We start from the raw sequence: 13558 nt of genomic DNA on the forward strand, positions 1-13558 counted from the left end.
CCCTTGCTAGCGCGCGGTCGTGGTCAGGGGCGAGGAGACGAGGTAGTCGCGGGCCTTGTCGGCGTAGCGGGGCAGGGCCGCGCCGGAGGCGCCCGGTGCCAGGCCGAGGCGGTGAAGGGCGCGGTAGGCCCCGGTGCGGCGGGCCGTGGTGGACGTGTTCACGGTGTCGGCGATGGTCTCGATGCTGCCGGGTGTCGACAGGGGGACGGGGCCCTGCTTGCCACTGTTGCGCAGCGGCGTGTGGCCGTCGGGCATCCGGGTCACCTGGAGGGCGGCCGAGGTGACCGGCCCGATCTCGCCTGCTGTCTCGGGCAGCTTGACCTCGAACCGCAGGCCGGCCAACTGGTCGGGCAGCAGGGCCTCCTGCTCGAGGGCGTCGTCGGGCTTGGCCAGGGGGCGGCCCCACAGGGCCGCGGGGGCGCCGCGTTTGATCACCTCGACGGTCCAGTCGTCGTCCGAGACGACGTAGTCGGCGTCGCCGACCTTGGTGACGGTGACGACGAGCTCGGAGGCGATCTCGCGGTCCTTGCGCATCGGTCGGATGCTGATCCTGTCGTGCGGCGCGGTCGCGTAGTCGGTGTCCTGGTTGAGGTGGATCGCGGTTGCCGGGATGACCGTGTCGACGGTGAAGACGAGCCCGGCGGCGGCCACCAGCACCGGGTCGCCGTCGGCGCGGCGGGCGGCGAGCTCGCCGGCGTCGACGTCGGCGAGCAGCCCCGCCACCGGGGTGATGCTGAGCGGCTCCGGGAGCTGCTCGTGGACCTCGGGCCACAGGGCGGCGTCCAGCTCCGCGCGCTTGGAGCCGATGTCGAAGCTGAACGAGACGAACCAGACCTTGACGGTGACCCGGCCGCCGAACGGCGGGGTCCACAGCGCCAGGTCGATGCCGACCTCGATGGACACCCGGACCTTGACGAACAGGACCTTGATGGTGAAGGCGACGCCGATGCTGATGCCCAGGCTCGCTTCGAGGTAGAACGGCCGCCACTGGATCAGCACGTCGAGATAGGCGGTGAACCATGCCGAGAGCAGGCCGGAGGTGTAGGTCGCGGCGAGCCGCCCGCCCACCATGAAGGCGTGCGGGGTGAGCGCGGTGTAGCCCTCGGCCTTCACCATGATCTTGCTGTCGGGCGACCAGGTGAAGCCGAGCCGCGCGGGCGTCGGGTAGTACCCGGGGAGGTTCTCCGTAAACCTGGGGTGGTAGCCGCCTGCGGTGATGACGAAGTCGCCGGCGTGCTCGCCCGCGGTCCAGAGGTAGATGGCGATGCCGCCGGTGAGCCGGCAGGCCGGGTCGAAGACGAAGGAGCCGTCGCCGACCGCCACGTCCAGGGACAACAGCCCCCGGGACTGCTGGTAGGCGAGTTTGAGGTCGATGTCGATGCGGGCGTGGACCTTCTTGCCCGGCTTGGTGTCGCGCGGGAAGGTCACTGACGTGCGGCCCAGCAGCATGACCTTCAGGTCGTCGCCGAACTCCACCGCCGCGAGCGCGCGGGTCGCGATGAACTTGAACAGCGCGAACTCCACGCCGACCGCGGCCCAGAAACGCCCCTGAGCGGGGGAGATCCACGCGGCCAGCGCCTCGAGAGCCTCCTGCGGACTCGCTTCGGGGGCCCGCTCGCTGAGCCTCGCGATCAGCGGAAACTCCCCCAGCTCCGCGATCGCCGGCAGCCGCAGGGTGCTGTTGACCCCGAACCCCGCCGAGACGGCGGTCAGCGTGAACGGCGGTGCCTCGACCAGTGCGGCCCCACCCACGGCGGCGATCTCGCCGAACAGGAAGACCGACGACCAGCCGTCCCGGCTGCGGGCGTAGCTGCCGGCGGCCTGCAGGGCGAAGAAGCCGGTCTCCACCACGATCGCGCCTGCGATGTAGATCGCGAACGCGTCGTCCTCGCGGACCACGAGGGCGCCGGTGACCTTCAGCGGCGGCTGATCGACGCGCAGCCCCGCGCCTTGGAGCACCGGCTTGACGTTGAAGCCGCTGTCGAGGCCGAGGCCCAGACCGATCGTATCGAGCTGGACAGGGCCCATCGTCAAGGTCGCGTCGAAGGCAATGAACAGCAGACCGTTGCCGTAGCCGAGGCTGACCTTGCGGATGCGGACCGGACCGAAGACGCGGCCGACATCCTGGGAGGACCGTTCCCGATCCTGGCTCAGCGCGATCAGCTCGCGCCCGAGCACCACGCCGTCCGCCGACACACCGACGCTGTCGGACACGGGGACGGGGGAGGGAGTACCGGGCGCGAGGGCCCTGCTCGGCCTCGGGTCCACGCGCAGCACCAGCGGTGGCAGCTCCTCCCCGTCGGCCGTCAGCAGCGCCCAGATGAGTACGCCGGGATCGAGCGGCTCGTCGAGCAGCCGGGGCAGACCCGGTGGGTCGTTCTGGTCCAACCCGTCGAGGGTGGTATTCAGCGCCGCCACCTGCTCGCTCGTCCACCGCGCCGAGGCGTAGCCGAACTGGATCGACGTCAGCGCGATGTCGCGGTCCTCGGTGATGGCCTCGCCGATGAGCGGCAGCTGCGACGCCCTGGCCGCGACCGCCGCGCGCACCGCGAGCGCCGACCGCCGCTGGCCGCCGTCGGGGGAGACGGAGGCGAACATCCACCCCAGGCGCGCGGTCCTCGCCGTGAGGACCAGCTCCCGGGTGTCCAGGTCGTAGCGCACCGACACCCCGTCCAGGGTCGGCACCAGCTGCTGCGGGAGCCCGGTGACGTCGATCCCCAGAGCCTTGACCAGCTCTGCGGCCGATGCGCCGCCTTCCGGCTGCCAGGTAGCGCTGAGCACCCGCGTGCCATCGCCGCCGGGCGGCTGCCGGAGCGCGAAGACCGCGGTGAAGTCCCCGGCCGTGAGCACCACCGAGTCGAACCGCCAGACCACTTGGGGGCCGCCGCCGCTGAGTGCGACGTCGAAGCCCAGGCCCTCGGTCCGGGCGGAGACCCCCGCGAGATCCAGCGACGCGTCAAGCCGCACCTGCACGTCCGGCTCCGCGTAGGACACGGTCAGCCGCCTGCAGGTGAACGGAGGCGCCGAGAAGTCCAGGTCGATGATGCCCACGCCGCTACTGCGCGCGCCACCCCCGACGAGACCGACTCCCACCAGGCCCTCCGCGCCAGCCACGACGTAGCCGACCAACAGGGACAGGCCGGAGGCCACACCCGCGGCCGGCACGCGCGGCCAGCCCTCCCCGCTGCCCGCGGTGATCGCCTCGTTGATCGACTCCGCCAGCTCCGGCGTCACGGCCGAGCCGGCCGCAGCCATGCCCAGCGACACCACGCCGAGATCCACCTCATCCGGCACCAGCGGGCCCACGAGCGGCAGATCGGACAGCAGATACTCGACATCCTGAACCTGTACGAGGCCGACCAGTCCGCTGTCCGCCACCAAGGCCAGCACCAGGCGGAACGACCCGGTCTCGGCCGAGACCACGAACTGCTTCGCGGCGAAGTCGCACCACAGCCCGAGCGACCGCAACTCGGGCACGAGAAGCGGGGGAACGCTGGACAGGTCGACACCGAACGCCCCGGCCGCATCCACCGCGGTCAGCGAACCGGTCCACTCGGCCTGCAGCACACCAGCCAGTCGCCTCTGCGGCGGCCTCACCTCAAATGTCAGGGCGAACTCGTCTCCGACCTTCAGTACGAGTTGGTCGAAGTGCCACCGCACCTCGGGAGGCGGACCCGTCAGCGTGATGTCCGCGCCCAGACCGACGGCGGACAGCGACACGGTCCCGACCTCGATCGAGGCCGCGAGGCGCAGCGCCACCGTCGCCGTGTCCACGTCGTATCCGGCAGTCAGGCTCCGGCACTTCAGCAGCCCCACCTCGAAGTCGAGGTCGATCAACTCCACCGATCCGCTACGCGCCCCGGACGCGATGGGAACCACAGCCATGCGCCTGTCACCGGCGACCTCGTAGCCGACCAGCAGGGACAGCCCTCGCGCGAGTCCGTCGGCCGGCAGGACCGGAGGGTCGATACTGACACCCGCGTCGATGATCGCGTTCTCGAGCGCCGCGGCCGCGTCGCCGGACACCGGCAACTGGCAGACGGTCATGCTCAGCGAAACGACACCGACGTCCAAGTCCCCGGGCACATGGGGCCCGATGACCGGCAGATCGGACAGGCGGTACTCCAAGTCCCTGAGCTGCACGACGCCGACGAGTCCCGTGCCCTCGACCGAGGCGAGCACCAGTTGGAAGGAGCCCGTCCGGGCGGAGACGACGAACTGCTTCGCCCGGATATCGCACCACAGGCCAAGCCCGGTCAGGACGGGGACGAGGGCTTCGGGCGCTGCGGACAGGTCCACACCGAACTGCTCCGCCACCTGGACGGCGGTGATTTCACCGTCCCACTCGGCTCGGAGGACTCCGGCGAGCCGAGTGTCGGGCGGGACGACCGTGAAGGTCAGCCCGAACTCGTTGCCCACCCTGAGGGCGAGTTCGTCGAAGTGCCAAGACGGTCGCGGAGGCAGGCTCGTCAATGGGATGTCCGTACCGAGGCCGAGGGCGGACAGGGACACGTTCCCGACGTCGAGCGACGCGGCGAGACGCAGCTCCACCGTCGCGTTGTCGGGGTCGTAGGCCGCGGTGAGCTTCTGGCAGGTGAGCAGGCCGAGTCGGAAGTCGAGGTCGACCAGTTCCACGCCGCCGCTGCGGGTGCCGGATCCCGCTACCGGAAGGGAGACGAGTTCGGTGCTGCCGTCGAGCTCGTAGCCGATCAGCGTGGACAGTCCTCGGGTGAGGCCGTCGGGGGGCAGTACCGGCCGGTTGACGTCGGCGCGGGCCAAGGCGATCGCGTTCTCGATGGCTGCCGCAGCGTCGCCGGTCATGGACGAGGTGGTGACGGCCATGCCCAACCCGGTGACGCCGAAGTCGACGACGTCGGTGAGGTAGGGGCCGACGACCGGCAGGTCGGAGAGGCGATACTCGAGGTCCTTGATCTGGACGACACCGACCGCAGGCGAGGCCTGCACCGAGGCGAGAACCAGCCGGAAGGAGCCCGTCCGCGCCCACGCCACCACATGCTCGTCGGTGAAGTCGTACCACACCCCGACCGACTCCACCTGCGGCACCAGAGCGTCCGGGACACCTGACAGACTCACCCCGAACGCCTCGGCCACCTCCCGCGCCGACACGCCCAGAACGGCGGTCACCCGCACACCGGTGATCTCAACCCGCTTGTCGTCGGGGATGAACTCCAGAGTGATGGACGCACTCGGGGAGATCACCGGCAGCGCCCCGCTGACAGTGAGCGCCTCCGCGTCCACCGTCACCGGCGCACCGACCGTCAGCGCCTCGCCAACCTTCAGCAACAGGTAGAGACCCGCCATATCCAGCAGGCTCGTGGGGAGGACGAAGTCCTCGCCGGGCCCGGGAAAGAGCCTCTTCAGCTGCTCAACCGTCAAAGTCACCGTTCGTCCTCCATCGCGACTCCGAGCATGACGTGGTCGGGACAAGTCGACAGACTGACGGTACGTCATAAACGTGTGATTGGTGGCCAGGTCGGGGGATCGAGGCGGACCCCGGAGGTCGTCCGGAGAAGGGATCCGCCAGTGGTTCGTAGCGCAGCGGCGGGACCCGGAGCGTGAACACCCTGGCGCCGGCCGTCTTGCGGCGGCTCATACCTCGCCGCTTGAACGACGTTGGGCTCACCGCACTGCCCGGCATGTCCGGACACGCCGCATTGGTGGGGCATCGCCTCGCCCGCCACGCCGGTCACTTCCAGCCAACCTCGTTGTTCGGCCGCGGGGTTGGGATGGCTGGTAATGGAGCGCACAAGACATTGCCTAGTATCACCCCGCAGCTGGCCTGGGTAAGCATGCAGGGCACGCGGCGGGGCTTCGGAGCGGGTGCTGCGCGTAACCCGCCCAAAAGGGTGCCGGTCGCCCGCCGGTCGGTGACGGGTGCGGTCCTTGATGGCTCCACGCCACAGCTGTCGACCTGCCTGTCCGCGCCCACGACGCTGCCGGTCTCGTCCCGTTCTGGCGCGAAACCTGCTGTGGCCGTAGCCCGCGTGGACATGGCTCACACCGTCAAACTCGAAGAACCGGAAAGGAGCCGCTGTGACAACGGTCCTGAAGAAGTACGCCACCCAGCGCGAGGCCGAGGAGGACCTCAAGAAGTACGTCGACCGCGACCGATGGTCGTCGCTGACGGCCGCGCTCAACGATGCCTACGACCGTAAGGGAAAGGACAGCGGGAATCACCCCATCGACGGCGAGACCGTGAATGTGCGCCACTCCAGCGCCGGAGTCGTGGGCACGACCAGGACTGCCACGCTCTTCCACTTCTTCCGGGGCAACGAGTTCTGTCTGGTGGCCTTGGGGCAGCACGAAGGCAACGGCTATCGGATCGATGACGAGCTGGGCCAAGCCACCTCGCCCTTCCAGAAGAAGAAGCTCGTCGGTCCAAGCGGTAACTGATCAGGGCCCCGGAGCAGTCACACCACCGCCTCCCCTCGTGCAGCTCGACCCCGCCGGCACCCCAGACTGCTCCGACGAGTAGTGGGTCAGCGGTCGCCAAGCTGCGGGGCCGGTTGTCTCGCCAGCCACAGAGGCGGTGGATACGGCATTGCTTGGCTGGGAACGAAAGGCGGTCGGCTCGGGTCGGGGCCCGGTCACGGCGCAGATCGGCCACCGCCCGGGCCAGGCGCGCGGTAGGTGGCGCGGAGGTGCTCGAGGTAGCGGGCGCTGTTGGCGTGGGGGCGGTCTTGGGCTCCGTGGCGGTGGAGGTCGATCCGGCCGTCGGGGTGGAGGCGCAGGGTGGTGGTCGCCGCGCGGGGTGGCTGGGCCGGGTCGGGGTCGGTGCCGGTGGGGGAGGGGAGTGTGAGGACGGGCACGGTGGGCGGGAACATCGAGGTTGCGTCGGCGGTCGTGGCGGCGGATGGGTGGCCGGTGCGGTTGGCGCTGCTCACGTAGAGGATCGGGTGGTCGGCGAGGACAGGCAGTATCGGTGTCCAGCGTGCGCCGAAGAGCATGGTCCAGCCGTCGCGGCTGGCCGGTGCAAGCCAGTCGGGATGGTTCGCGCCGGACCTGAGCGGCACCAGCAGGGTCACGTGTTCCTCGGTGAGCAGCCGGCGGGCCACTGCGGCCAGGCTCTCGGTGAGGTCGAGGGCTTCGGCGGTGGCGGCGAAGGTGGCGGGGTCGTGGGTCCACAGGGCGACGGCCTGGTCGGCGGGCCGGCCTTTGGCCGTGTTGACGGCCTGCGGGTCGGGTGCGGCGACGACGTGGGTGAGCGGTGTCGGGTTGGGCAGGACCACGGCGCTGCCGCGCCGCAGCGCACGGCGTGCATCGTCGAGGTCAACGGTGCCCGGGTTCGGGCCAGGGCCCGGGGGTGTATTCACTCCTGATCTCCCGTCACGGTGTCGTGCAGCCCGTCGAGGTAGGCGGCGAAGGCGTCGTCCGGCACGACCGCCCGCCCGGTCCGGTACGCGCGCGTCTTGACCCAGCGCATCGCTGCCTTCGCCTGGGCGTCGTCCAGGTGGTGGCCGTGCCGGGCGGCCACCACCGTGACCACGCGGGTGCTGGCCAGATGAGTGAGGACCACGCTCGGGGCGATCCCCAGCAACTCCTGCGGGTCGAAGGGCTGGAAGAGCCGCGGATGGACGAAGGGGGTGCCGGTGGAGATCGTGCCGACGCCGTCCCCGACGATCGGTGTGGTCACGGTCAGCGGTACGCCGATCTCCTCGGAGACCATCCGCGCGATGCCGGGCAGCCGGGGGAGGTCCGGGGCCGTCCACCACGCGTCCGCACCCGGGCCCAGGATCTGTGCGGCGAGCTCGGGTCGGTGTGCGAGCAGGAACAGCAGCTGCTCGGTCGCCACCATCCCGCTGCGCTCGGCGATGCCCAGCCAGGAGCTGGCGACCACCCGAACGCCGGCCCGCAGGGCCTGAAGTGTGTTGGCCAGGCCCAGGCCCAGGTCGTTGTGCAGATGGCTGGCCAGCACCACCCGGTCGCCGGATTCCGCGCGCACCCGCGTGACCATCTCAGCGGTATCGGTGGGCAGCTGGCATCCGATGGTGTCGGCCAGGACGATGGTGCCCGCTCCCGCCTCCGTCAGAGCTGCCGCGTACGCGGCCGTCAGCTCGTGGTCGGCGCGGGAGGCGTCCGCCAGGCAGACATCCACCGCGACGGTGTCGTCCAGGCCCTTGGCGTCCTTGACGAGCGTGACCGCGCCCTCCAGGGCGTCCCGCGCCGACCGGTGGGTCATCACCTGTGCCATCGCCTCGGAGGCGGGCACGACGACCATGACCCGGGCGTGCGCGGTACCTCTGACCGACGCGACGGCCTGCCGCACGTCCGCCGCTCTGCCCCGGCACACCGCGGCGACGCTGACCGCGCCCTCGGCCTCCACCGCGACCTGCCGCACCGCCTCGAACTCCTCCACGCACACCGCTGGGAAGCCGGCCGCGAACACCATGTGCCGCGGCCCGTCCACGCCGAAGATCTGCCCCTGCTCCCGCGCCAGCCTGGCCCGGAAGTCGGCACTCATCAGCGTCTTGGCCTGCGCACCGTCCCGAGCGGACTCCTCCCACAACACCACCCGCCCCGCCAGGGCGGACTCCCGCACCAGGTCCCGAGCCATCGTGTCCCCTTTCCCGGGCCGCTTCGCAGCCGCCCGACGCTCATCCCTCCGCGGATCAGCACCGTCGCCTCCGCCCTGTAGGAGATCCCCTTCGCTGCCGCGACCACACCAGACTCCGGCCAGCGGTCATGACTCCCAGTCAGGCAGCTTGTGGGAGCCGGCCTGACCGAGTGATCCCCGGTAGCCGGCGGCTTGGTCCCCCGGTGGGCCCCGGCTCAGCGGTTCTCCAGATTCTTGAACCCTTCCGGTAGTACCTTCACCAGGAGCAAGCGACCCGTACCCTGGAGCTCTTGGAGGCACCCGTGGCCATCTCCGCAGGACAGCTCGACACGACCTCGAACATCTCTGCCTACCGTTTCCGCGTCACTGTGGGAGAGGACGTCATGGCGTTCAACTCCGCGTCGGGCCTGGACATCGCGGTCAACACCATCGAGTACCAGGACGGTGCGGGCAACGTGTTCCAGATGCCGGCACGGGACGGGCTCAAGATCTCCCTGAAGCGCGGCATCATCACCGGCCAGTCCCGCCTCTTCGACTGGTTCAACTCTGTGTCCCTGAACCAGGTCGACAAGAAGGACGTCGCGATCAGTCTGACCAATGAGTCCGGCAGCGAGCTCCTGGTCACCTGGAACGTGGTCAACGCCTTCCCCACCAGTGTCAGCTCCCCGAACCTCGATGCGAGTAGCAACGAGACCACGATCGAGCAGTTGGACCTGGCGGCCGAGAAGCTCACCGTCGAGTTCCACTGAGCCGCTGCAGGAACGTCGATCACGACGAGCAGCCACCGCCTACGTCGGCGAAGCGCTTGCGCTGATCAGGCCGTCCCTGCCCCCCGGCACGGAGTGTGATACCCACGGTCGTCGGCCGGGCGGGGTACGGCTGTGGGGTTCGGGGCGGCGAAGGGTGTGCAGGCAGGGGCATTGGCCAGCCAGGGCGGCCAGCGGCGGGCGACGCGGTGGGTGATCCCGGTGTGGAAGGTGCCCCGGTGTCCGCTCGTGCCGGCGGGCCACCCGCGATGGTGGTGACGGCGGGGACGATGACCGCCTTTCCGGCGGGAGGTGATGGCAGCCGGGGACACACCCCCCGGGGGGACCGGATGGCGCGCGGACATGGCCACGGCCGTCTCCGCACCTGTTGGTGGACCAGCACGCAATTCCGTGCGGGTGTCTACCACCCCGTTCTCCTGACGGTAGATCAGAGATGGGATAGCGTGGCATCGCTGCGACGGCTGGTGATCTCGGGAGGCGAGATGGCTCAGGTTGTGGACGTGAATGATGGATCGTTCGATGTGGAAGTGCTGAAATCGGATCTGCCGGTCATCGTGGGGTTTTGGGCCGAGTGGGCCGAACCCAGCAAGACGGTTTCGGCGCTCCTTGAGGAGGCCACCGGAGACTACGGCGACAGGCTCAAGGTCGCCAAGGTCAATGTCGGTGACAACCCGGGCATCCCGGCCAAGTTCGCGGTCCGGGGCATCCCGACCCTCTTGCTGTTCAAGAACGGGGCGGTCGCGGCGCAGAAGGTGGGGGCGTTGTCCAAGAGTCAGCTGTATTCCTTCCTCGACAGCCGTCTGTAAGTCAACCGTCGTCTCCTTGAGCTCGATGCGGCGACCGGCTCATATGGCCCTACTCGATGTTTCTCGACGCGGTCCGGCTTGCGCTTCCCATAGCGGCGGCCAGGCAGCTGCCCCGGTCATCCAGAAGGGCGATTCAGCCGTGAAGCACCCGCGTGGCGGTACTGCCCAGCGGGACGATGCTTCGGGAAAGCAGAATTCCCTCGCCGCGAGAGGCTGCGGGCGAGAAGCATGGTGGGATGGCTGCGTTCCTGTATGACCGGCTTCTCCGGGGCGACGAGTACCGCCAGCGCATCCGGCAGCACCGACCGAGCTCCCCTGCTTCCGCTGATCGCCGCGGCGGGTGCGCGGTACGGGCGGCCGGACCGGGAACGAGCGTGGCGGGGCGGTCCTATCCGCAAGGACACGCCATGGGCCGGCAGGCGCCGCCCGCGTCCCGGTGACCCACGGCGCGGAGTTCAACCGCAGCGCCGCGATCGAACGGGACCTGCGTCTGCCCAGCGATGGCCTGTGCGCTCGCGGCCGCCAAGAGCCTCTGACACCGGGCCGCTGCGGCGAGCCGAGCCTCCACGGCAAGGCCTTGCTGCAGCTCGACTGGGTGCGGCACGCCCTGTGGGCGTCGCCTCGTCAGAAGAGAGCGCCCTGGCGAACGGCGGCGACGATGCTGGTGCCGATGATCCGGCCCGGTGAGACGTCGATGTCCCGATCGTCCCGCATCTTCTTCAGCAGCGGTATGACCTGGGTGGGTCGGTAGACGGTCTCCAGGAGGGCGTACTTCTTGAGCTGGTCGACACTACGCGCGGCTGATACGTCGCGCAGGTGCTTGAGCAGGATGCGGCGCAGCGGTGCGGTGTCCGGTTCGAGGACCAGGTCGAGGGCCTGCTGGTTGGGGTCCTTGGGGTCGCGGTAACGGACGCCCGAGGTGGTGTCGACGACCCACATGGCCTCCTTCATCTTCTCGACGCCCCGCTCGTGCCGGGTGCCGAAGATCAGGTAGAGCAAGTGGTTGGACTCGTCGACCATTTCGAAGACCAGGGTGTGCTGGAACCCGGCCCGTCTGAGGGACTCGCGGTAGCGATCGCGCAGGTATGCGGCCTTCATGGACGACGGTTGCTGGAAAACACCGTGCCAGTCGTCGCCGCCGAAGAAGGTGTCCCCGGCCGCTCGGTGGTGCTCGTCCTTGCCGGCGAAGCGCATGAGGAAGGCGGGCTGGAAGGTGACCATCACCTCGCTGCTGCGATGCCGCGCGGCGACCTGTTCCAGGAGCCGGAAAGGTACTTCGGGCCCACCGAAGCCGTCGAGCAGGACGAACATGGGGTGGCGCAGACTGCCGGCCAGGGCGAGCTGCTGTAGGAGGTCCGGGTGACACCTGCCCTGGGCGATCCGTACGTCCAGCCGGTCCATCGGAGAGTGCGACGTGTTGGTGGCTGCGGCGATGCGGCGTTCCAGCTCGGCCTTGCGCCGGGCGCTCTCCTCGACCAGCACCATCTTCACCCGCCGAGGGCTGCGTCGGAGTGCGCCGGCGAGTACCTGGTGGGCGATGACGGGGGAGCCGGGCTCATCGCCCACGTAGACGCCGGGGCCGGCGAACCCTTCGGCGTAGGTGATGACTTCGTTGTGGCTGAGCATGATCGGAGCCCAGGCTTGGAGGTAGCGCCGCAGCAGGGCGTGCTTGGCGGCGGTGTGTGGGTCGCGGGGCCAGATGACGTCCTTCGGTGCCGGCATGTGTCTCCCCCGATGCGGTGGGCCATCGCTGCGGAAGGAAGGATCACATAATCGTCACGGCGCGGCCAGAGGGCGTACACGGCGCATCGGATCAAGGCACGGCGAGCTGGTGGCGCCCCGGCATTTCGTCCCAGGTCCGGCCGTTCAGGTCGCGGCCACGGGCTTTGGGGTTGTACCCGCCCCACTGCTTGAAGAAGAACGGCACACCGGCTGCCTGGCAGGCGTCGCGGATCTCGACGACCCACGCGGGATCCATGGGGCGATGCCGGGGCCCGGACTCGCCGCCGGCGATCACCCAGCCGATGCCGTCGAGTTCCAGTCCCGGCAGCGGCCCGAGCAGCGGCTCCAGCGAGAGGAACCGGACCGCTGCCGGCACACCCAGCAGATCGTTGATACGGCCCAACTCGCTGGCCTCCTCGACAGAGACCCCCATCCATAGATTGGTCGGCCACTCCAACCGGTCGGCGACGCGGCGCAGGCGCACGGACCGCTTCGTCAGCACCTGGTAGGTGTGTTGTGGGGTATCGCCGATCACCTGGAAGACATCCCGGACGAACGACAGCGGCACCCTGGCATGGAAGAGGTCGCTCATGGAGTTCACGAACACCATCCGGGAGCCGCGCCACCGCTTCGGCACGTCCAGGGCATCCCGGTGCAGCGCAACGCCGAACCCGGGACCGGAGGTTCGCGGGTCTCCGTCCGTCTGGTACTTGGCAGCACCCATGGCCTTCAGGCGCTTCGCCAGAGTCAGGGCGTAGCAGTTGTCGCAGCCGGCCGAGACGCGGTCGCATCCGGTGGTCGGATTCCAGGTCGCTTCTGTCCACTCGATGCCGCTGCGATCACTCACTGCCGCTCCTCACCCGCTGCGTAGGGCGCCGCGCACCATCTTCTGGCGGACGCCACCGCGCCCTACCATCCTCCGCCAGTACCGTCGGTGTCGAACCGGCAGGCTAGCCGCCCTCACTGACACTCGGGATCAGCGTCGAGGGCCGGTGGGAGCAGCGCCCTGAGCGGCGGGCACTGTCGGCACAGTCACGCCGCCTGCCGGAGATCACCGCCAGCAGCAGGCTCGGCCTGCCGGACCGACCGAGTATCCGCGCGGTCGAGGGCAGCGGAGAGTGCCTGGACGGCTTCGTCGGCGGAGTCCTTGAGGAGGTGGCCGTAGAGGTTGATGGTGATGGCGAGCGCGGAATGGCGCAGGGTCTTGGAGACGATGGCGAGGGGGATGCCGGCGGCGATCATGATGCTGGCGGCGGTGTGCCTCAGATCATGAAGGCCAATCTTGGGGAGGCCGAGTTCGGCAGTCCGCTTGCGGAGCTGGTCGAGGACCCACTGGGGCCGAAGGGGCTCGCCGTCCGGGCGGGCGAAGACGAGGCCTTCGAGCCGACCGTCGGGGTGGGCAGCCATCTGGAGGGCGGCCTGGCGGTGAAGGGCGGCCGTGACTCTGGGGGAGAGGCTGAGCCATGCGCGGCTGGCTTCGGTCTTGGGTTCGCCGAGGTGGATCCTCCCGTTGTTCACGGCGGTCAGGGTCCAGCGGACGTAGAGCTTGTGGTCCATGAGGTGCACGTCGGACCAGTGCAGGGCGAGGATCTCGCCGCGGCGCATGCCGGTGCCGAGCATGACCTCGAACAGGTCGGTGAGCCGGTCGGCGTAGTGCTCGGCTCCGTGGCGCAGGAAGGTGGCAGCCT

9 protein-coding genes are annotated in these 13558 nt (G+C 69.6%); 3 read left to right on the top strand and 6 right to left on the bottom strand.

Going from position 1 to position 13558, the window contains the following annotated elements; translation table 11 throughout:
* Window positions 1-6: 6 nt before the first annotated feature.
* Window positions 7-5403, bottom strand: coding sequence for a DUF6603 domain-containing protein (locus ABZW30_RS08705; RefSeq protein WP_355670309.1), 5397 nt, complete (start codon window positions 5401-5403; stop codon window positions 7-9).
* A gap of 651 nt (window positions 5404-6054) precedes the next feature.
* On the opposite strand from ABZW30_RS08705, the gene ABZW30_RS08710 reads away from it, so the two are divergent.
* Complete coding sequence (locus ABZW30_RS08710; RefSeq protein ID WP_355670310.1) at window positions 6055-6414, top strand: hypothetical protein; 360 nt, start codon at window positions 6055-6057, stop codon at window positions 6412-6414.
* 194 nt (window positions 6415-6608) lie between these two features.
* On the opposite strand, the gene ABZW30_RS08715 is transcribed toward ABZW30_RS08710, so the two are convergent.
* Together ABZW30_RS08715 and ABZW30_RS08720 are read right to left on the bottom strand one after the other, a co-directional pair.
* Complete coding sequence (locus ABZW30_RS08715) at window positions 6609-7334, bottom strand: Sua5/YciO/YrdC/YwlC family protein (RefSeq protein WP_355670311.1); 726 nt, start codon at window positions 7332-7334, stop codon at window positions 6609-6611.
* Window positions 7331-8575 (bottom strand): 2-isopropylmalate synthase, encoded by a 1245-nt coding sequence (locus ABZW30_RS08720; RefSeq protein WP_355670312.1) that lies wholly within the window; start codon window positions 8573-8575, stop codon window positions 7331-7333. Before ABZW30_RS08720 ends, ABZW30_RS08715 begins: the two co-directional genes overlap by 4 nt.
* 302 nt (window positions 8576-8877) lie before the next feature.
* On the opposite strand from ABZW30_RS08720, the gene ABZW30_RS08725 reads away from it, so the two are divergent.
* Together ABZW30_RS08725 and ABZW30_RS08730 are read left to right on the top strand one after the other, a co-directional pair.
* On the top strand, window positions 8878-9324 hold the full coding sequence (locus ABZW30_RS08725) for a phage tail protein (protein ID WP_355670313.1): 447 nt from the start codon (window positions 8878-8880) through the stop codon (window positions 9322-9324).
* A 500-nt stretch (window positions 9325-9824) separates the two neighbouring features.
* Entirely contained in the window at window positions 9825-10148 is a 324-nt protein-coding gene (locus tag ABZW30_RS08730) for a thioredoxin domain-containing protein (protein ID WP_355670359.1), read from the top strand.
* A 624-nt stretch (window positions 10149-10772) separates the two neighbouring features.
* Here ABZW30_RS08730 and ABZW30_RS08735 read toward each other — a convergent pair.
* From ABZW30_RS08735 to ABZW30_RS08745, 3 genes are all read right to left on the bottom strand, one after another.
* Window positions 10773-11870 carry a three-Cys-motif partner protein TcmP gene (locus ABZW30_RS08735; protein ID WP_355670314.1) on the bottom strand — a complete coding sequence of 366 codons (1098 nt, stop codon included), beginning with the start codon at window positions 11868-11870 and terminating at the stop codon, window positions 10773-10775.
* A 91-nt stretch (window positions 11871-11961) separates the two neighbouring features.
* Entirely contained in the window at window positions 11962-12717 is a 756-nt protein-coding gene (locus ABZW30_RS08740) for a phage Gp37/Gp68 family protein (RefSeq protein ID WP_355670315.1), read from the bottom strand.
* Window positions 12718-12902: 185 nt separating this feature from the next.
* The coding region (locus tag ABZW30_RS08745; RefSeq protein ID WP_355670316.1) for a site-specific integrase at window positions 12903-13558 on the bottom strand (656 nt) is incomplete at its 5' end.

The sequence above is a fragment of the Kitasatospora sp. NPDC004669 genome, from assembly GCF_040609455.1.
GTDB lineage: Bacteria > Actinomycetota > Actinomycetes > Streptomycetales > Streptomycetaceae > Kitasatospora.

Bases quoted from the DNA above. Each gene is read 5' to 3' on its own strand.
- ABZW30_RS08720 (WP_355670312.1), bottom strand. From the start codon at position 8,575: ATGGCTCGGGACCTGGTGCGGGAGTCCGCCCTGGCGGGGCGGGTGGTG.
- ABZW30_RS08735 (WP_355670314.1), bottom strand. From the start codon at position 11,870: ATGCCGGCACCGAAGGACGTCATCTGGCCCCGCGACCCACACACCGCC.
- ABZW30_RS08730 (WP_355670359.1), top strand. From the start codon at position 9,825: ATGGCTCAGGTTGTGGACGTGAATGATGGATCGTTCGATGTGGAAGTG.